The sequence below is a fragment of the Pseudomonas sp. EB271-G4-1 genome, assembly GCF_058791355.1.
In genome coordinates this window covers 25953-45713 of record NZ_JBYTEO010000006.1, presented here as the reverse complement: position 1 = coordinate 45713, position 19761 = coordinate 25953, and the positions used below count along the sequence as shown (strand labels likewise).

Sequence of the window (19761 nt, the reverse complement as noted above, 5' to 3'; positions counted from 1 at the left end):
GCAGCCCGATCTACCGGCAGCACCGAGCCCTCATGCGCAAGGAGATTCCCATGAAGCACTCTGCAATAGCTGGATTGTTCATTTCTGCTGCACTGTTGGCCTCGCCGGTGTTTGCGGCGGATAAAGATCTTTGTGACGCGCAGGTTCAAAAGCTGGACGACGCAATCACCACCGCACCCGCCGTATCCGAGAACTCCATGGATAACGCGAAAACCGCGCTGGCTGATGCGAAAAAGGCCCAGGCAGCCGGTAACGACAAGGACTGCATCGAAATCTCCGGTCAGATGCTGGAGAAAATTCAGCAGCGCAGCCCTACCAAAAAGTGAACACAGGTAAGGCCAACCTTCGGGTTGGCCTTCCGCGCCTCATTGGCGTACACTGTACTGGCTTGTTGCTCAACGAGATTTTCGGGCAATGAGTTCGGGGCCGTTTAGGATTCGACGCCGGTTGCGAAACTTTAGGTGCATGCCGAGTTGGTAACAGAACTCGTAAATCCACTGTTGCAACTACTTATAGTTGCCAATGACGAAAACTACGGCCAGGAATTCGCTCTCGCTGCGTAAGCAGCCTTAGCCCTGAGCTTCTGGTACCTTCGGGTCCAGCAATCACCAGGGGATGTCTGTAAACCCAAAGTGATTGTCATATAGAACAGAATCGCCGTGCAGTACGTTGTGGACGAAGCGGCTAAAACTTACACAACTCGCCCAAAGCACCCTGCCCGTCGGGTCGCTGAGGGTTAACTTAATAGACACGGCTACGCATGTAGTACCGACAGCGGAGTACTGGCGGACGGGGGTTCAAATCCCCCCGGCTCCACCAAATACGAAGCAAGACAAAACCCGCCCAGTGCGGGTTTTGTTGCATCTGGGGTTCGGTAATCCCTGCAACACACGCCCCTGTGGGAGCGGGCTTGCCCGCGAAGAGGCCAGCCAGACTCAATAGAACTCGTCCAGCAAACAGTAAAACGCTATACGTTGCTGATCTGGCTCCACACCGTACTCACGAAAAAATGGGGCCACCCATGCCGGTCCCAAATTGCGTTCAATGCTTCGGGCAGCCAGGGCAAGGTCTTGATAGATGTCACTGATGCCTAGCCGGCCGCAGTCGATGTAGCCGGTAAAACGGCTCGCTTCGACCATGAAATTCGGCAGGCAGGCATCGCCGTGGGTGACGGCAAGGTCATAGGTTTCGGGAAGCGTAGATAGCAGCTCTAGGAAGACATCCTCAGCGGTCCGCCCCAGCCGCTCATCGTCAAAGTCTGATTCGTCGACTAGCCCGGCACTCACTCGATTCCTGGCGGCTGCCATGCGCTGCTGCAACGGGTGGTCAAAGGGACATTTCTCAGTTGGCACCTGGTGCAGCCTACGTAGCGCCATCGCCAGGGCGCTGATGACTTGGGGCGCAGACAAGTCGTTGGCACTGGCCAAATCTTGTCCGGGGACGGCACTCATGAGTAACCAATGGCGATTGTCCTCTGTCGTCGCATCAAGAACGGTCGGCCCAGGCAGGTCTAGCCGGTTCATCCAACGAAGACGCTTAATCTCTTCCGGCAGCTCACTGTGCGGGCCAATGGATTCGGACTTCAGGAACAGGTGTTCGCCGTTGATGCAGCGAATGCGAGAAACCTCGGCTCCTGACTCTCCGATAGTTTGTCGCTCAATAAGCGCCGTACTGAATGTTCGGGACCATTGGGCAGGAATATCCATCCTCTCATTACTCTTTGTATTTGGAGATGCGTCGGGGTGAATCAGGTTTAAATCTATTTCAGGATTAGAGACCCACCTTGCCACTCAGCTCAATCGAAAATCGCTCAAGTCAATCGACACCATCACCCTCTCCCGCAATGGCTGCCGATCCTCACCCCGCAAATAGGCTCTGCGCCGAGTGGGAAAACGAAAGCCTTGGGCCTCAACGTACTCGCTCACGTACTGGGCGGCTGCAAACCCGCCCGCCACATCGACGTGGTAATCATGCCGACGCAACAGGCCATCGTCCCCGAAGTAAAAATCCTGGAAACGGCTATGGCTGGCGATGTGTGCTGGAAACTCGACCCGCAGGCCGCGCCATGTCTCGGGGCCTTCCTGCCAGGGTGCGATTTGCGTGACGTTGAAACCCGGCATCGCCATGAAAAATGGTGTCGTCAGGTAGGTCCACATGGCGTAGCCGCTGAAGTACGCGCGGTGCAGCGGGTCCCAGGGGGTGTCCATGGCGTGGCCGGCGAATGATTCTCGCGGGTTCGATCGCTCGCGCACGATTTCGCCATCGGTGGTTTCGATGGCGATGTAGTCGGCCCGGAATGCCGTGCGCCAGTGCGGGTTGCCGAAGGGTGTCACGCTGGCGTTTTGCTTGTGCAGGCTGACGGTCATCTCGCGGGGCATGGTGTCTTGCACCACGCTTTTCATTGCCCATAATTCCCCGCCGGTGACGATGGTGGCGTTGAGCGTGGTGAACGTGTTCCAGCGCTCCAGCTGGCCATGGGCGTCGAGTACTTTTTTCAGCAAATCGTTCATGGGTCTTGCCCCTTTCGATGCTGGCCGGAATCAAAAGAATAGATCACCGGCGGGTCGTGGGCGGCTCTATGCTGATGACGTCCCTACAGACTCGATCCTCCACTGAACAGAAGCATTGAGGCATGCAAAACATGAATAAGCGGATTCTGGCCCTCCTGGCAGCGATGGTTTGCCTGCCGGCACATGCCGCCAGCAAAGTCGGTGCCTTCGATGCCGGCAATGGCGGCCGGCCTTTCGACCAGACGCTGGAACTGCAGGGCATTGTCTTTCATGTGACGGATGAGTCGATCGACGGTAGCCGTGCAGTACGCATCGCTCCCCAAGGGCTGGAAATCGATAATTCGGTCATGACTCACCCCCTGAATGGCGACATTGCCCGGGCGGAGGTCGCGGACCTTGATCGAGATGGCTCACCGGAAATCTACGTCTTCGTCAGGTCACCAGGGCGCGGACTACCCGGCGAACTCGTGGCCTACGCCGCCAACCGTAAAAAGTCGCTGAGTGCGATCTATCTGCCACCGGTCAGCGAAGACCCGACGATTGCCAAGGGGTATCGGGGCGAGGATGAGTTTGCCGTGGTGGAAAACACATTGGTGCAGCGGTTTGCGCTGTATGACAGCGCGGACGCCTCGGCGGGTAGAACCGGGAAGATGCGCGAGGTTCAGTACCGGTTGATGCCGGGCGAAGCTGGGTGGATTTTGCGCAGGCAGAAGGTGACAGAGTATTGAGCCATTTTCCGCTTTCGCCCCCCGGGCAACACATGAACTTTTCTTCACCCCGCGTTCAGGCAACTCCCTGTAAATTTGCCCTCGCTCATTCAAGAAACTACGGTTTGCCCGCCCTCCCGCGGGCTTTTTTTTGTCTTGCGAAAAGTCCTACTCCGGGGCGAATCGCGGGGAAAAATCCCACAGGTCTTTCAGGTTGTCGCTCGGAAGGGGGCCCTTTAGCCTTTGGTGGTCACTGACAAATCAGTGATCGGGTGTGAGATCCCGGGAGTATGAATCCAGTGCCAGTACCACCATAATTGCCGCCAGCTATCCGCTGTCAGCAATGTTTTATGGCGGCTGTGTGCGGGCAGGCTTCGGTCTGGCCGGTTTCCTACTCCCGGTAATCTCACTCCGCACATAGCTGCCACCCATTTCTCCGCGTGAGATCGGTGATTGTGGTGGTTCTCAAATCGAGTGGAGAACTCAGATGATCCCGGATCCGCCTTTCACAACTGAAAAACCCTACCGCCCCAGCCCCTTCTTCACGCTCCACCCCGACATAAAATCCGAAAGCCTACTCGCCCACGCGTGCGAATCATTGGCTTCAGCCAGCGTCATGCTCAATGATTTCGCCACTTACCTCAGCGGCCCCCAGCGCAACACCGCGCTGGGGATTGCGCAGATCGTCATGCTGGCGGAGCTGGCTGTGAACCGGGCACTGGATACTATTGATCCGCAGGCATAAGTCCGACAGGTTGAGCCACCAACGCCGGTTCTTCAGCCTTGCCCAGAACCGGCATCTCCAACCGCGCCCGCCCATAAAACGCCAGCGCCGTCAGCAAACATGCCAGCCAAACGAAGATCCCGGCCCAGAAGGTGTGGGACATGTAGTGCCACCCCTGCACCACCCGCGTCGTGCCATACACGAACCCGAGGGCCAACGAGCCGTACATGATTGCCTTGGAATAGCGCCAGCGGTAACGGCGTGCAACAAAGTACAAGGCGAGCATGGTGAAGCCACCGGAGGCATGCCCGCCCGGCCAGCAACGACCGTCACCCGCGACCTTGAGTAGATCGAAATTCTCGTACCACTCCTTATGCTCGATCTTCCCGCCGTACTGGGTCGTCTCGATCGGGCAATACACACTGGTGTGGCCCTTGAGGTAGTGAATCACACCGGTGCTGATGGAGAACGCAAGCACCACGTAGAGGAGATCCCGACGATGCCGGGTGGCGAAACGCAGTACCGGCGCAACTCTGATCTTTTCCAGAAAATCGATGATTTTCGCGTGTTTTTCAGCCTTCAAACGCGGCCAGAGAAACGACAGCAAGGCACCGATGATGGCGATTTCGCCGGTCCAGTTCGGAATGATCCGCGCCCATTTATGGGTGATTTTTTCGAACAGGTGCACATGGTCCAGCGGGAACGTCTGCGTCACCGGATCATAAAAAAGATTGTTGAAGGCGATGTCGATCCGGGTCAGGTCGAACATCAGGAACACCACCACCGCGCAGGCCAGTGGGATACCAAAGTTCAGCCAGTAAAAACGGGAGCGGGAAGCCGTCTGCATCGTGTGTCCTGGTTCAGAGTGTGAATTCATTCGGTGGTCACCGAGTGCCAGTCCGAGGCCTCGATGAATCCAAGTACGTGTGGTGCTTGCAGCGCTTGGGCAGTGACGAAAAGCGCGGCGCCGTAGCCGAAGGTCGAGGTGGGCACCTCGAGATCCTTTTGCAGTTGCGCCATGCATTCGCTGTGGGTCACCAGGATAAGGTTGCGCCCGGCGACCTTGTGCGCCAGGGCGTCGCGCAACATCGTGCCTTTGCAGTTGATCAACCAGTCGTCGCCAGCGTCGACCTTGTTGAACATGTACCCGCTGGTCTGCGCGGTACGCACCATCGGGCTGTTGTAGATGTCGGCCCGCGCCAGACCCAGTCGCTCGAATCGCGCACCGACGGCCACCGCAACGCTGCGCGAGCGATCGGTGATGCCATCGTCGCCACTCAGGCAGGGGGCGCTGGAGTGATCGCAACGCTCGACATGGCGAACCAGCACGATCATGTCGCCCTTGGCCCAACCCGCCAACAGCGCCCGCGCGCCCTGCACATTGCCATGGGCCAGGTCCGGCACGGCGGCGGGCCGTAACAGCAATACTGTCAAGATGATCGCCAGCAGCGCCGAGGCCAGCACCACAAGCGCATTGCGATACCGGGCAAAAGGCCTCAGGTCGATCGAGCGGGTTATTCCGAACAGACTCAGTCTCAGTTCCACATCAAGCCGCCTCGCAGCCCTTCATCAGGTGCCGTGAGGGTAAGGAGGCGGGCGTCGGCTACCAGTGAAACCAATGTGAAAAAAAGCTTAAGCCTGCGGCAAAAAGCTTGTTACAGAATCCGCCCGACAAAATCCTTTCAGCTCTCACGATTGCTGCCGATACAGACCTGCAACCCACCTTGCTGGCGCCTAAAAACAACAATCTTCCAGCCAACCGACGATCAAGAAACACACGTTCCTGGAGGAATTTGATGAATAGCTGGTTCGGCAACATCAGCGTGAACCTCAAACTGGGCCTGGGCTTCGGCCTGGTCCTGGCCCTGACCTGCGTCCTCGCCCTGACCGGCTGGACCAGCCTGGGCAGTTTGATCGACCGCAGCAACTGGATGAGCGACATCACCCAGCTCAACGCGGGCCTGACCAAGCTGCGCGTGGTGCGCCTGCAGTACATGCTGACCAACGGCGACGAAGTCACTGCGCAAAATGTACAGGCCACGCTGCAAGACTTTTCCGATCAGCAACAAGCCTTGCTGGCGAAGTTCAAGAGCCCGGAAAACATCAAATTGCTCAAAGAGCAAGGCGCTGTCATCGACGCCTACAAGACGTCCCTGGCCAAGATGCGTGGCGCCTATCGCACCGGCAACAGCGCACGCGAGGTCATGGGCGCCAACGCCGAAACGGCCAGCACGCTAATCGACGATTTGAACAGTCGCGTGCAACAACTGCCACCGAGTGATCAGCGCTTCGAGCAGTTCCAGGCCATCACCGCCGCCAGGCAAGCGTTCTTGCTGGCCCGCTATGAAGTGCGTGGCTACACCGCGACTACCAATGCCGAAACCGAGCAAAAAGCCGTCGCTCAACTGGACGTCGCCATTGCCAGCCTGAAACAGCTCAACGTGCATTTCACCGACGTCCAGCCCGAAACCCTGCGTCAACTGGAGACCGCACTGGGCAACTACCGCAGCGCCTTGCAGGCTTACAAAGCCGCGAACAGCGATGCCGTGCAGGCGCGCAAGGAAATGACCGACCAGGGCGCGGCCATCGTGAGCCTGAGCGAACAGCTGTATCAGATCCAGCTCGACCGTCGCGATGCCGAAAGCGCGCAGGCGCGTACCCTGCAATTGATCAGCACGCTGCTGGCTCTGTTGGTCGGCATTATTGCCGCCGTTCTCATTACCCGGCAGATCACCGGCCCGCTGCGCGAAACCCTGGCCGTGGTCGATCGCATCGCCAGCGGCGACTTGTCCCAGGACGTGAGGGTGACCCGCCGCGATGAGCTGGGTGTCTTGCAACAAGGCATCGCGCGCATGGGCGTGACCCTGCGTGACCTGATCAGCGGTATCCGCGACGGCGTCACCCAGATCGCCAGCGCGGCCGAAGAACTGTCGGCCGTGACCGAGCAAACCAGCGCCGGGGTCAACAGCCAGAAAGTCGAGACCGACCAGGTCGCCACCGCCATGCACGAGATGACCGCGACCGTGCAGGAAGTCGCGCGCAATGCCGAACAAGCCTCCCAGGCCGCCGCCGCGGCGGATGGTGAAGCCCGCGAAGGGGACAAGGTTGTCGGCGAAGCCATTACCCAGATCGAACGCCTGGCCAGCGAGGTGGCACGCTCCACCGAAGCCATGGGCCTGCTGCAACAGGAAAGCGACAAGATCGGCAGCGTCATGGACGTGATCAAGGCCGTGGCCGAACAGACCAACCTGCTGGCCCTCAATGCTGCGATTGAAGCGGCACGCGCCGGTGAAGCCGGACGCGGGTTTGCCGTGGTGGCCGACGAAGTGCGGGGCCTGGCGCAACGCACGCAGAAATCCACCGAGGAAATCGAAGGCCTGGTGGCGGCCTTGCAGAACGGCACCCAGCAAGTGGCGACCGTGATGAATAACAGCCGCACCCTGACCGACAGCAGCGTGGCCCTGACCCGCAAGGCCGGTACCTCACTGGAAAACATCACCCGCACGGTGTCCAACATCCAGTCGATGAACCAGCAGATCGCGGCCGCGGCCGAGCAGCAAAGCGCAGTGGCCGAAGAGATCAGCCGCAGCATCATCAACGTGCGCGACGTGTCGGAACAGACCGCTGCGGCCAGCGATGAGACGGCCAAGTCCAGCGTGGAACTGGCGCGACTGGGGAATCAGTTGCAGATGATGGTCAGCCACTTCCGCGTCTGACGTTCACTGCGCGGTGAATGAAAGATCCATTCGCGAGCAAGCCCGCTCCCACAGGTTCAATGAGCATCCTGTGGGAGCGAGCCTGCTCGCGAAGGCGATATGACAAACAACCTGCCTGCCCGCACTAGCGAGCAGGCCATACGGATTTGACGCTTGCTCTGGAGCTGCCGCAGGCTGCGATCTTTTAGTGTCACGCAAATCCAGCGCTCAAATCCCCTTCCCGCGCCAGGAACCGCCCTTCCCTGCGCCCGTTCGCCTGACCGTCCTGGTAACTCAATACCCCGTTGACCCACACGCCATCGATGCCTTCGGCCGCCCGTTGCGGATCGTTGAAGTCCGCGACATCGCGAATGGTCGCCGGGTCGAACAGCACCAGGTCGGCCCAATGGCCTTCGCGGATCTCGCCCCTTTGCTTGAGGCCAAATCGCGCCGCCGACAAGCCGGTCATCTTGTGCACGGCGGTGTGCAGGGGAAACAGTCCTACGTCACGGCTGAAATGCCCGAGCACCCGCGGGAAGGCGCCCCACAACCGTGGATGAGGAAACGGATCTTCCGGCAGGCCGTCGGAGCCGACCATCGACAAAGGGTGCGCCAGAATCCGTCGCACATCGGCTTCGTCCATCCCGTAGTACACAGCGCCGGCCGGTTGCAATTGGCGGGCGGCATCGATCAGGGACAGGTTCCACTCGGCGGCGATATCCATCAGGTCGCGCCCGCCCATCTGCGGGTGCGGCGTTGACCAGGTGATGGTAATGCGATGTGCATCGGTGACTTGCTTGAGGTCCAGGGTCGAGGAACTGGCAGCGTACGGATAGCAATCGCAGCCCACCGGGTGGGTTTTCGCCGCCTGCTCAAGGGACGCCAACAGTTGCGGGCTGCGCCCCCAGTTACCGGCGCCGGCACATTTGAGGTGGGAAATGATCACCGGGGATTGCGCATGCCGGCCGATCTGGAATGCCTCGTCCATGGCGTCCAGCACCGGCTCGAACTCGCTGCGCAAATGGGTGGTATAGACCGCGCCAAACGCTGTGAGCTCTTCGGTCAGTTGCATCACTTCATCGGTCGATGCCGAAAACGCACTGGCGTAGGCAAGACCGGTGGACAAGCCCAGGGCGCCAGCCTCGAGACTTTCGCGCAGTTGCTCGCGCATGGCGGCAATTTCATCGGGCGTAGCGGTGCGAAACAGGTCGTCGAGGTGGTTGCTGCGCAGCGCGGTGTGGCCCACCAGCGCGGCGACGTTCAGCGTGGTGTTTGCCGCCTCCACCGCCGCACGGTAATCGCTGAATGTTGGATAAACAAACGCCGCAGCGCTGCCGAGCAGGTTCATCGGGTCCGGTGGATCGCCGCGCAGGCTCACCGGCGAGGCGCTGATCCCGCAATTGCCGACGATCACCGTGGTCACGCCCTGGCTGAGCTTGGGCAGCATCTGCGGCTGACGGATCACCACCGTGTCGTCGTGGGTGTGCACATCAATGAAGCCGGGCGCCAACACGCGGCCAGCAGCGTCGATTTCTTCGGTGGCACGGGCATCCTGCAAGTCACCGATGCGCTCGATGCGGCCATTGCGGATCGCCACGTCGGCCGGGTAGCCAGGGCTGTTGCTACCGTCGATGACCAGGGCATTGCGAATCAGCGTGTCGTACATCATGTCAGTCTCCCAGCGGCAAGTGATCGTCGCCGCCGCGGTAATCGTCCAGGGCGAGTTTGATCCGCCGCAGGCGCTCTTGATTGTCTTGAGGATTGGCCAGTGCCAGCTCGGTGGCAAGCACATCGATGGCGAGCAACATGCCGTAGCGTGCTGCTGTCGGTTTATAGATGAAGGAGGTCTCGGCGCTTTGCAGCGGCAATACGATGTCGGCCAGTTGCGCCAGCGGCGAATCGCCTCGGGTAATGGCCAGAATGGGCGCGCCATAGCTGCGGGCCAGCTCCACAGTTTCCAGCAGTTCGGGTGTGATCCCGGTCAGTGAACAGACGATGACTACCTGATCGGCACTGAGACTGGCCGCCGTGATCCGCATCATTACCGCGTCGTGGCAGACCGCGATCGGGTAGCCAAGGCGCACGAGGCGCACCTGCAACTCATCGCTGCACAAGGTCGAGCAGCCGCCCATGCCGAAGGCATGAATCATCCGCGCCTTGCCCAGCAGTTTCACGGCATCGGCGAACCGCGACTCGTCGAAGGCCGACAGGTGCTGGCGCAGGGTCGATTCGATGTCGCCGACTATTTGCCCATAAAACGCTGACTGCTCCGGTGTGCCCGCCGGATCGAGAAAACGGCTGCCGACGCCGCTGGCCTGGGCCAGTTGCAACCGCAGGTCGCGCAGATCCTTGCAGCCGACCGTACGGGCAAAGCGCGACAGCGTGGCAGTGCTGACCTCTGCGCGCAGCGCCAGCTCATCCAGGCTTGCGGAGGCGGCAAACCCCACATCGTCGAGCATCAGGCGCGCGATGCGTCCTTCCCCGGCGCTGAAGGAATCCTGGCGGGCGCGGATCTGGTAGAGGATGTCCATGGCGGGCGGCTCCGGTTAAATCAGGTAGGAAAGGCCCACGGTCAGGCCGAAGGCGACGAGCGAGATCAGGGTCTCCAGCACCGTCCAGGTCTTGAAGGTCTGGGTCACCGTCATATTGAAGTATTCCTTGATCAGCCAGAAGCCGCCGTCGTTGACGTGGGAAAAGATCACCGAGCCCGCCCCTGTTGCCAGCACCAGCAGCTCCGGGTGTGGATAACCCATCGCGATGGCCACGGGCGCGACCACGCCCGAGGCGGTGGTCATGGCCACGGTAGCGGAGCCGGTGGCGATGCGCATCAACGCGGCGAACAGCCAGCCCATCAGCAACGGCGACAAGTGAAATTCGTTGGCCAGGCCGACGATCTGGTCGGTGACACCGGCGTCCACCAGGATCCGGTTCAGGCCGCCGCCAGCGCCCACCAGCAAGGTGATGCTGGCGGTCGGCGCCAGGCATTCGTTGGTGAACTTGAGGATCGACTCGCGATTGAAGCCCTGGGCCAGGCCAAGGGTCCAGAAGCTCAGCAAAGTCGCCAGCAGCAATGCGATGACCGAGTTGCCGATGAACAACAGGAACTGGTTAAAACCCGTGCCCGGGGTGGAAATCAGGTTGGCCCAGCCGCCGATCAACATCAGCACCACCGGCAACAGGATGGTCGCCATGGTGAGGCCGAAGCTTGGCAGGCTGTCGCGCGGTTCGCGTTCGAGGAACTGCCGCTCCAGTGGGTTTTCCGCCGGCAACTGGATACGCGGCACGATGAACTTGGCGTACAAGGGCCCGGCGATGATCGCCGTGGGAATACCGATCGCAATCGCATAGAGCAAGGTCTGCCCCACCGACGCCTGGTACACCTGCACCGCCAGCATCGCCGCCGGGTGCGGTGGTACCAGCGCATGCACCACCGACAGGCCGGCGACCATCGGCAAGCCGACCATCAGGATCGATACGCCGACCCGCCGCGCCACGGTGAACGCGATTGGCACCAGCAATACGAAACCGACTTCGAAGAACAATGGCAGCCCGACCAGGAAAGCGATACACACCATCGCCCAATGCGCGTTTTTTTCGCCGAAGCGGTCGATCAAGGTGCGCGCCACCTGCTCGGCGCCGCCGGACTCGGCCATCATCTTGCCAAGCATGGTACCCAGCGCCACCACCAGGGCGATATGTCCCAGGGTCTTGCCGACGCCCGCCTCATACGCCCCGACCACGCCGGACGGCGGCATGCCCGCCACCAGCGCCAGGCCGATGGAGATCAGGGTGATGACAATGAACGGATTAAGCCGGTAACGGGCGATCAGCACGATCAGCGCGATGATGGCGACAGCGGCATACACCAACAGCCAATAGCCGAAGGACGGGGTCATGCGGTACTCCTCGAGAGGGTCACGTCGAAAGTTTTGTGAAACTCTTAAAACATTTCGAGGCGCGATTTTCAAACGAGGTGAAAGTAATTTTCGTTTAGAGGTAAGGGATGTCGCTCAGAGATATGTCGTGTCGCGACTAATGAAAATCAGGCAGGTAGATTTTCATCACGACACCGATCGTTCCCATGCTCTGCGTGGGAACGATCAGGCAGGCGGACCTCAGTCGTGTTGTACCCGGGCGCGCTTGAGCAGTTTCTTGCAGCGCTCGGACAGGCCCAGCACCCGTAGGTGCTTGCCAGCCTTGCTGTAGCGCTCGCGCAAGGTCTCCAATGCAGCGATGGCGGAGTAATCGACGAAGCTCAGGTGGCGACAATCGAGGGTCACTTGCACGGGGTCGTTGGCCGCGTCGAACTGGTTGAGAAACGGCGTGGTCGAGGCAAAAAACAAGGTGCCGTGCACGCGGTACAGCTTGCTGCCGTCGCTTTCCAGGTGACTGTCGGCGTACAGCTGCCGGGCTTGCTGCCAGGCGAAATTGAGCGCCGCAATGATGATCCCGCACAACACCGCCATGGCCAGGTCGGTAAATACAGTGATCACCGTCACCGCGATAATCACCAGCACATCGTTCAATGGCACCTTGTTCAGCACCCGCAGCGAAGCCCAGGCGAAGGTCTGCTGCGAGACTACGAACATCACCCCCACCAACGCCGCCAGAGGAATACGTTCGATCAACGGCGACAGGAACAGGATGAACAGCAGGATCGACACCCCGGCCACCACACCGGACAGCCGCCCGCGCCCCCCGGAGCTCAAGTTGATGACGGTCTGGCCGATCATCGCGCAACCGCCCATTCCCCCAAACAGACCGGACACCACATTGGCCGCGCCCAGCGCCACGCACTCGCGATCGGGGTAACCGCGGCTCTCGGTGAATTCGTCGGTGAGGTTGAGGGTCAACAGGGTTTCCAGCAGGCCGACCATCGCCATCAAGAACGCGTAGGGCGCAATGATGCTTAGGGTTTCCAGGTTCCAGGGAATGTCCGGCAAGGCAAATGTCGGCAAGCCGCCGGCGATATGCGCCATGTCGCCCAGGGTGCGGGTTGGCAGGCCGAGGAAGTGCACAGCCAACCCCACTCCCAGGATCGCCACCAACGCCGGCGGTATCGCGCGGGTCAGACGCGGTAGCACATAGACAACCGCCATCGTCACCGCCACCAACCCGATCATGTAGTACAACGGCGTGCCGCTCAGCCAGGTCTCACCACTCTTGAAGTGCTCAAGCTGCGCCAGGGCAATGACGATTGCCAGGCCGTTGACGAACCCCAGCATCACCGGGTGCGGCACCATTCGCACCAGCTTGCCCAGTCGCAGCAGCCCGAACGTCGACATGATCAACCCGCCCAGCAGCACCGTCGCCAGCAAGTACTGCACGCCGTGCTGCACCACTAGCGCGACGATCACCACCGCCATCGACCCGGCAGCACCGGACACCATGCCAGGCCGGCCACCGAATAGCGCGGTCAGGGTGCAAATGATGAACGCACCATACAGCCCCATCAGCGGATTGAGATGAGCCACCAGCGCGAAGGCAATGCATTCGGGTAACAGGGCGAAAGACGTCGTGAGGCCGGCTAGGGCATCGGCGCGTAGATGTTTTGGTTTCATGGAGGACCGCGTGCAGGGAGAAGCAAGAAAGAGTGTGGGGATGTTACGGAATCAAGGGCGGCCCGGCCAGTTTATGCAACTTCAGAAACGCCTTCGCGAGCAGGCTCGCTCCCACAGTTGACCGCGTCCATCTGGACAATGCGGTCTAATGTGGGAGCGAGCCTGCTCGCGAAGGCAGCAACGCGGTGTTAAGCGAACTCACACCATCTCGTGACGAATCCACTCCAGCACCGACGTGCGCTTCGGCACCCAGCCCAGCAATTCCCGCGCATGCTTGCCGCGAACACGGCTGTTGGAGCCCAGGCCATAGTTGGCCATTTCATAACCCCACTCGGCTTCGGCGTCCTTCAACGGCCAGTCTTGCGGCTTGCCCAGGTTCAGCGCCTCGGCGATCGCCGTGGTCATGTCGATGAATGACGCTTCACCGCTTTCGACGAAGTAGAACGTGCCTGGGACGTTTTTGTTCAGCGCCAGCAGGTACAGCGATACCACGTCTTCGATGTGCACGTTGGACCAGATGTTCTGCCCGGTCCCGACATGGCGGACCACGCCGCTTTTACGCGCCTGCTTGAGCAAGCGCGGCAACTGCACGCTGTCGCGCTTGACGCCCAGGCTGTGGCCGTAGATCAACGTGTTGCAGATGACGGCCGAGTTCACGCCGTCCTTGGCCGCGGCGAGGATCAGGTTGTCGATGGCCACGCGTGCAGCCTTGTCCACGGTGGGTTCCGGCAAGTTGTCTTCGTAATAGATAACGTCGCTGGACTGACCGCCCGAGGCATCGCCCACGATGCTCGAACCGCTGGTATGCAGCAATACCTTGTTGGAGCCGCGCAAGGCATCGAGCAAGGCTTCGACAGCGCCGCGATGGTCGCTGCTGGCGGCGTTGATCACGGCGTCGGCTGCGCGGGCCTGTTCGGCCAATAGTGCGCTGTCGTCCAGCGTGCCGGTCACGGGGGTGATGCCCAGTGCCTTGAGCTCGTCCGCTTGCTCGGCGTTGCGCACCAGGCCGGTAACCTTGTGGCCGGCCTTGACCAGGCCGGTGGCGATGGAGCCGCCGATGAAACCGGCAGCACCGGTAACGAATACGTTCATGGAGAAACTCCCTGCATTGATAAGTGATGCAACGAGTATCAAGCAGTGATCCCAGACGAAAAATCCCTGCTGACCCAATTCACTCTTGCGCAGGAATCACGAATCAGTCGCTGAAATCCGTGGAAGCGTAAAGCGCCAATTTGCCCTGGATGAAGTCAAGGAAACACTGGATGCGCAAGGCCAGCTGCGAGTTACGGTAGTACACCGCGTTGATCGGCTGGCGATAGCCGCTGTTGAACTCGGCCAGCACGACCTTCAACCGCCCGGCACGAATGTCCTCGATGGTCATGTAATGCGACAGGCTGGCGATGCCTTGGCCTTCCAGCGCCAGATGGCGGATGGTTTCACCGCTGGATGCGCTGAGTGACGCCTGGATCGGCCAGCGATCGCCATGCACGTAGCGCAACGGCCATTGGTTGAGGCCTTCGTTCTGGGTGAACCCCAGCAGGGTGTGTTCGGCCAGGTCCGCCACGGCTGTCGGTGTGCCATGTTTTTCCAGGTAGGCGGGGCTGGCGACGATGTGCAGCGGACTGCATCCCAGGGAACGGGCGTGCAGGGTCGAGTCGGCCAGTGTGCCGATGCGGATGGCGATGTCGGTGCTTTGCTCGAGCAGGTCGATGATCAGGTCGTTGCTGTTTAGTTCGAGCTGGATATCTGGATAGAGCCGGCGGAACTCATCGATGTACGGCACGATGGCATGCAGCATGAACGGCGACGCGGCGTTGATGCGCAAGCGCCCGGACGGCGTTTGCTGGCGCGAAGACAAGCGTTCTTCGAGTTGGTCCATCTGATCGAGAATCAGCTTGGCGTGCTCGAAGAAATATTTGCCCTCCTCGGTCAGGTCCATGCGCCTCGTGGTGCGGTTGATCAACGTGGTATCGAGCTTGGCCTCCAGCCGCGACAGCGTGCGACTGACCGCCGACGGCGTTTGCCCGACCTGCTCGGCGGCCGCGGAAATCGACCCGCACTCGATCACGCAGACGAAGATCTGCAATTCATCGGATCTGGCTTTCACGTGTGTCCTCTTTCACGAATCGGCATGGCATGAATCGCCAGGATCGCAGCCTTCGGCAGCTCCTACAGGGTATTGCGTATACCTGTAGGAGCTGCCGAAGGCTGCGATCTTTTAAGCCATTGCGACCGATATTAGCTGAGCGTTACACCTTCAGGCCAAACACCTCGGCCAAGTGCTGCTTATAACGCGCCACATCGGCCTCGATGTTCGGGCGTTTCATCACGTCCACGCAGAGGAAGGTCGGCAAAGCGGTCATGCCGAGGAATTGGTTGGCCTTGTGGAACGGGAAGTACACCGCGTCCACGCCTTTGGCCTCGAAGAAGTCGGTCGGGTCGTCGAAGGCTTGCTGCGGCGCGTTCCAGGTCAGCGACAGCATGTATTGCTTGCCCTGGATCAGGCCGCCGCTGCCGTACTTCTGCGAGGCGTCGGAACGGGTGCGGCCGTCGCTGGCATAGAGGCTGCCGTGACCTTCGGTGAAGACCTCGTCGATGTACTTCTTCACGGTCCATGGCGCACCCATCCACCAGCCCGGCATCTGATAGATGATCACGTCGGCCCAGAGGAATTTGGCGACTTCTTCGGCGACGTCGTAACCCTCGTCGATGAAGGTGGCCTTGACATCCACACCGCCGCGATCCAGCACGCTTAGCGCGGCTTCATGCAAGGTGGTGTTGTAGCGGCCATCGGAGTGAGCGAATTTTTTGCCGCCATTGAGTAACAGGACTTTTTTCATGAGAGGTCTCGCAAGGGTCAGAAACTGGATGGCGGCAGCGTAACGATCCGCTTCGCGCGGAGTAAGCGCCGCTGTCGCAAAATACATTTGACCCATACGCACGAATCACCAGCAGATTGTTGCCTTAGACTGGCGCCGATTCTGACTTGAGGAGTGTTTTCCAATGAGTGAAATGCAAGGTTTCATCCTGCACGCCAAGACCCGCCCGGAAAAATCCGACGCCTTCGAAGCGTTTTTCAGCGGCTACGTAGAAGCAAGTCGCGCCGAACCCGGCTGCATCGAGTACCACATGCTGCGCGACAAGCAGGACCCTACCCTGTTTATCTTCTTCGAGATCTGGCAGTCCCAGGCACATCTCGACGTGCACTCGAACCTGCCGCACATGAAGCAGTTCCTCGATCAACGCAATGAGTACCTGGAACGGGATTTCGTAATCCGCGCCATCGAGATGCTCAGCCCGTCGTCCGCTAGCCGCTGATCAACAAATGGCCGCCGAGCAACCCGAGGCCAATGAAGAATACGCGCTTGAACAACAGGGCGCTGATCCGCTGGCGCAGCCACTGCCCCAGCCACATGCCGAGCACCGCCGGGATCAGCGCCAACAGCGACGCACTCAACTCGCCACCACCCAGGGCACCGAGCCATAGCAGGCCGCCCGCGAGGGCAAGGGTCGAGACGGTGAATGACAGGCCCAACGCCTGCACCAGTTCGTCCTTGCTCAAGCCCAGCGCCTGCAGGTAAGGCACTGCCGGAATCACGAACACGCCCGTGGCCGACGTAATGACACCGGTCATCACGCCGCACATCGGACCTAGCCAGGGCTCATTACCCGCACCGACACGCAAGGTCGGCAAGAACAAGCCGCAGAGCGCATAGAGCAACAACGCCGCGCCCAATCCGCGCACCACCCAATGTCCACCGACCATGCCGATCCACAGCGTACCGGCACCGGTGCCGATGAAGATGGCCAGCAGCATCGGCCACAGCCGCAGGATCAACCCGCGCAGATGCCCGCCGAAGGCCAGCTGCCAGACGTTGGTCAGGGTCGCGGGAATGATCAACAGCGCCGCAGCCTGTGACGGGGCCATAGCCAGACCGAGCAAGCCCATGGCGATGGTCGGCAGGCCGAGGCCGATGATGCCCTTGACCAAACCGGCCAGCAGGAAGGTGGCAATGACCAGTAATGAAAGGGTCAGGCCGAGATTTTGGTAGAACGAGGCGAGAGTATTCATGGGCTGATGGTGAGCCCGGATTGGCCGGATGGAAATCTGCCATATACTGAGCATGCCTCTTGATTAGCAAGAGGCATGATCGTTCCCACGCTCTGCGTGGGAATGCAGCCCGTGACGCTCCGCGTCACATGCCAAAGCGGACGCGGAGCGTCCGGTGAGGCATTCCCACGCAGAGCGTGGGAACGATCTCCTGGATCCTGTATGCACTTCGACCTGACCGACCTGCGCCTCTACCTGAACATCCTCGACACCGGCAACATCACCGCCGGCGCGGCGCGTAGCCATCTTTCCCTGGCCGCCGCGAGCGCGCGAATCCGTGCAATGGAAGCATCACTCGGCACTGAGTTCCTGCAGCGCGGCCGTCGCGGCGTTACCCCGACGCCTGCCGGCAAGGCTCTCGCGCAACACGCGCGGGTCCTGCTGCAACAGGCCGAACGCATGCAGCAGGACTTGGCCGAATATGCCAAAGGCGTCAAAGGCCAGGTGCGGTTGTTGTGCAACACCACGGCCATCACCGAATACCTGCCGGAGTTGCTCGCCGACTTCCTGCGCGAGCATCCCAACCTCGACATCGACCTGCAGGAATTGCCCAGCACGCGCATCACCCACGCGTTGCGCCAGGGTGCCGCCGACCTTGGCATCGTCTCCGACGCGGTGGACACCCACGCCCTCGAAACCCTGCCCTTTCGCGACGACCCGCTGGTGCTAATCATGCCGCCCAGCCATCCGCTGGCCGACAGCGAACCGCCGACTTTCAGCGATACCTTGCAGCACGACTATGTGGGGTTGGCCGCTAATAGTGCACTCGCGGTGTACCTCGAAGAACAGGCGTTGCACGCAGGTATGCGCATGCAGATCCGCATCCGTGCGGAGGGTTTCGACGGGGTGATTCGCATGGTTGCCCGCGGCGCCGGGCTGGCGATTGTGCCGCTGGCGGCGATCCAGCGCCGGGCACTGGATCAACCGCTCAAAAGCTTCTCGTTGAACGAAGACTGGGCACAGCGAAAACTGCTGCTGTGCGCGCGATCATTCACTGGCCTGCCCGGTTATGCCAGGGCGCTGCTCGAGGCGTTGCTCATTGAGTGAGACCGGTTTGGGCTTCCTGAAAAACACGCCGTAGACAACGGTCAGCAACAACAGGAACGGCACACCGAACACCAGGGTCATCTTGAAGGCTTCGGTGAAGTAGGTGGTGATCATCACCGCGCCCATCAGTACCAACCCCAACCAGGTGCTGTAGGGGAACAGGCGCATGCGAAACGACAGTTTTCGCTCGCCGTGGCGCTGGTGATAACGACGGAAACAGTAGTGCGTCAGGAAGATCATGAACCAGGTGAAGATGGCGCCGAACATGGAGATCGCCATCATCAAGGTGAACGAACTTTCCGGGTACAGGATGTTGAGCAAGGTCGCCAGGGCAATGCCCGAGCTCGACAACAACAGGGCGTTCAGTGGAATCCCGCTCTTGCTCAACTTGCCCATGGACTTGGGGGCGTAGCCGCCACGGGACAGGCTGAACATCATGCGCGTGGTGATGTACAACTGGCTGTTCATCGCCGAGAGCGCGGCGATCAGGATGACGAAATTCATCACTCCGGTGGCGCCGGGAATGCCGATGGCTTGCATGACCGTGACGAACGGGCTTTGCGCATGACCGGCCTGGACCCACGGCACAATCGCCAGCATCAGAGCGAGGGTCAGCAGGTAGAACACCACCAGGCGCACGATGGTCGCGCGAAAGGCTTTCTTCACCGCTTGCTCCGGGTCCTGCGCCTCACCGGCGGCCACGGCGATCATCTCCACGCTCAGGTAACTGAAGATCGACACGATGACCGCGACCCACATGCCTTGCAGGCCATTGGGGAAAAAACCGCCGTGGGCGGTGTAATTGTGCACGCCGTATTCCGGGTTGCCGGAACCGAACACCACGTACACCGCGAGAATGATGAAGCCGACGATCGCGCCGATCTTGATGGTCGAGAACCAGTACTCGAACGTGCCGAATGTCTTCACGCTGATTGCGTTGAGCACGATCAGCACACTGGAAAACGAGACGATCCACACCCACTCCGGCACGTTGGCAAACCAGTACTTCATGTACATCGCCACCGCCGTTACTTCCGTACCGACCGCCAGCACGATCGCCGCCCAATAGGCATAGCGCACCAGGAACCCGGCCAAGGGGCTGACATAGAATTCGGCGTAAGCACCGAACGAACCGGAGGTCGAATGGGCCACGGTCATTTCCGCCAGGCAGCCCATCAACAACAGCGTGATGATCGCGCCGATGGCGTAGCTGAGCAGCACGCTCGGCCCGGCATAGCCGATCGCGTAGGCGCTGCCCATGAACAGCCCGGTGCCGATCGCGCCACCAATGGCGATCATGCTCATTTGCCCGGACGTCAGCTGACGCCGCAGACCCTGTTCACGGTTGGATATCGTTTCAAAACCGGTGTTATCGGTCATTTTTATGTCCTCTGAATATTGTCTTT

The 19761-nt window shown here is 60.5% G+C and carries 19 protein-coding genes and 1 other RNA gene; 7 read left to right on the top strand and 13 right to left on the bottom strand.

All coding sequences use genetic code 11. The features are described 5' to 3' along the window. The first annotated feature begins 50 nt into the window (after window positions 1–50). Window positions 51–326: a PA2433 domain-containing protein gene (locus AC3WWR_RS04820; protein WP_020796510.1), complete on the top strand. Its 276-nt coding sequence runs from the start codon at window positions 51–53 to the stop codon at window positions 324–326. 96 nt (window positions 327–422) lie between these two features. Further along, window positions 423–819: a transfer-messenger RNA gene (gene ssrA / locus AC3WWR_RS04815) on the top strand. A 116-nt stretch (window positions 820–935) separates the two neighbouring features. Here the strand turns inward: ssrA and AC3WWR_RS04810 are convergent. Both AC3WWR_RS04810 and AC3WWR_RS04805 read right to left on the bottom strand, forming a co-directional pair. After that, window positions 936–1706, bottom strand: coding sequence for an APH(3') family aminoglycoside O-phosphotransferase (locus tag AC3WWR_RS04810; RefSeq protein WP_432668981.1), 771 nt, complete (start codon window positions 1704–1706; stop codon window positions 936–938). 84 nt (window positions 1707–1790) lie between these two features. After that, window positions 1791–2510, bottom strand: a complete 720-nt coding sequence (locus AC3WWR_RS04805) for a hypothetical protein (RefSeq protein WP_020796489.1) — start codon at window positions 2508–2510, stop codon at window positions 1791–1793. Between the two features lie 131 nt (window positions 2511–2641). Here AC3WWR_RS04805 and AC3WWR_RS04800 point away from each other — a divergent pair, with 131 nt between their 5' ends. Both AC3WWR_RS04800 and AC3WWR_RS04795 read left to right on the top strand, forming a co-directional pair. Further along, the gene (locus AC3WWR_RS04800; RefSeq protein ID WP_454866557.1) at window positions 2642–3238 is read left to right on the top strand and encodes a hypothetical protein; all 597 of its coding nucleotides are present in this window, start codon (window positions 2642–2644) and stop codon (window positions 3236–3238) included. 466 nt (window positions 3239–3704) lie between these two features. Further along, entirely contained in the window at window positions 3705–3962 is a 258-nt protein-coding gene (locus AC3WWR_RS04795) for a DUF6124 family protein (protein WP_042955268.1), read from the top strand. Here the strand turns inward: AC3WWR_RS04795 and AC3WWR_RS04790 are convergent. Together AC3WWR_RS04790 and pmrG are read right to left on the bottom strand one after the other, a co-directional pair. Further along, window positions 3943–4788: a phosphatase PAP2 family protein gene (locus AC3WWR_RS04790; RefSeq protein ID WP_083350109.1), complete on the bottom strand. Its 846-nt coding sequence runs from the start codon at window positions 4786–4788 to the stop codon at window positions 3943–3945. The genes AC3WWR_RS04795 and AC3WWR_RS04790 overlap by 20 nt on opposite strands. Window positions 4789–4814: 26 nt before the next feature. Continuing rightward, the gene (gene pmrG, locus AC3WWR_RS04785; protein WP_020796485.1) at window positions 4815–5486 is read right to left on the bottom strand and encodes a lipopolysaccharide core heptose(II)-phosphate phosphatase PmrG; all 672 of its coding nucleotides are present in this window, start codon (window positions 5484–5486) and stop codon (window positions 4815–4817) included. Window positions 5487–5737: 251 nt separating this feature from the next. Here pmrG and AC3WWR_RS04780 point away from each other — a divergent pair, with 251 nt between their 5' ends. After that, entirely contained in the window at window positions 5738–7657 is a 1920-nt protein-coding gene (locus tag AC3WWR_RS04780) for a HAMP domain-containing methyl-accepting chemotaxis protein (RefSeq protein WP_020796484.1), read from the top strand. A 190-nt stretch (window positions 7658–7847) separates the two neighbouring features. Here the strand turns inward: AC3WWR_RS04780 and AC3WWR_RS04775 are convergent, their stop codons facing one another. From AC3WWR_RS04775 to mdaB, 7 genes are all read right to left on the bottom strand, one after another. Beyond that, window positions 7848–9305: an N-acyl-D-amino-acid deacylase family protein gene (locus AC3WWR_RS04775; RefSeq protein ID WP_033045478.1), complete on the bottom strand. Its 1458-nt coding sequence runs from the start codon at window positions 9303–9305 to the stop codon at window positions 7848–7850. A 1-nt stretch (window position 9306) separates the two neighbouring features. Then, entirely contained in the window at window positions 9307–10167 is an 861-nt protein-coding gene (locus AC3WWR_RS04770; protein WP_020796482.1) for a MurR/RpiR family transcriptional regulator, read from the bottom strand. Window positions 10168–10182: 15 nt separating this feature from the next. Further along, window positions 10183–11532 carry a GntT/GntP/DsdX family permease gene (locus AC3WWR_RS04765; RefSeq protein ID WP_033045481.1) on the bottom strand — a complete coding sequence of 450 codons (1350 nt, stop codon included), beginning with the start codon at window positions 11530–11532 and terminating at the stop codon, window positions 10183–10185. Between the two features lie 219 nt (window positions 11533–11751). Continuing rightward, the gene (locus AC3WWR_RS04760) at window positions 11752–13197 is read right to left on the bottom strand and encodes a SulP family inorganic anion transporter (protein ID WP_020796480.1); all 1446 of its coding nucleotides are present in this window, start codon (window positions 13195–13197) and stop codon (window positions 11752–11754) included. A gap of 198 nt (window positions 13198–13395) precedes the next feature. Next, window positions 13396–14289 (bottom strand): NAD-dependent epimerase/dehydratase family protein, encoded by an 894-nt coding sequence (locus AC3WWR_RS04755; RefSeq protein WP_083350107.1) that lies wholly within the window; start codon window positions 14287–14289, stop codon window positions 13396–13398. Between the two features lie 103 nt (window positions 14290–14392). Further along, a complete protein-coding gene (locus AC3WWR_RS04750) occupies window positions 14393–15304 on the bottom strand; it encodes a LysR family transcriptional regulator (protein ID WP_020796478.1) in 912 nt (303 codons plus the stop codon). Window positions 15305–15446: 142 nt separating this feature from the next. Further along, complete coding sequence (gene mdaB, locus AC3WWR_RS04745; RefSeq protein WP_432668979.1) at window positions 15447–16037, bottom strand: NADPH:quinone oxidoreductase MdaB; 591 nt, start codon at window positions 16035–16037, stop codon at window positions 15447–15449. 163 nt (window positions 16038–16200) lie between these two features. Between mdaB and AC3WWR_RS04740 the strand changes: the two genes are divergently transcribed. Continuing rightward, on the top strand, window positions 16201–16515 hold the full coding sequence (locus tag AC3WWR_RS04740) for a putative quinol monooxygenase (RefSeq protein WP_020796476.1): 315 nt from the start codon (window positions 16201–16203) through the stop codon (window positions 16513–16515). Here the strand turns inward: AC3WWR_RS04740 and AC3WWR_RS04735 are convergent. Beyond that, a complete protein-coding gene (locus AC3WWR_RS04735; protein WP_432668978.1) occupies window positions 16505–17269 on the bottom strand; it encodes a sulfite exporter TauE/SafE family protein in 765 nt (254 codons plus the stop codon). The genes AC3WWR_RS04740 and AC3WWR_RS04735 overlap by 11 nt on opposite strands. Before the next feature lie 201 nt (window positions 17270–17470). Between AC3WWR_RS04735 and AC3WWR_RS04730 the strand changes: the two genes are divergently transcribed. After that, entirely contained in the window at window positions 17471–18355 is an 885-nt protein-coding gene (locus tag AC3WWR_RS04730; protein ID WP_042955301.1) for a LysR substrate-binding domain-containing protein, read from the top strand. Here AC3WWR_RS04730 and AC3WWR_RS04725 read toward each other — a convergent pair. Continuing rightward, window positions 18296–19735, bottom strand: a complete 1440-nt coding sequence (locus tag AC3WWR_RS04725; RefSeq protein ID WP_151140450.1) for an amino acid permease — start codon at window positions 19733–19735, stop codon at window positions 18296–18298. The two genes, AC3WWR_RS04730 and AC3WWR_RS04725, sit on opposite strands and share 60 nt — an antisense overlap. Window positions 19736–19761 lie beyond the last annotated feature (26 nt).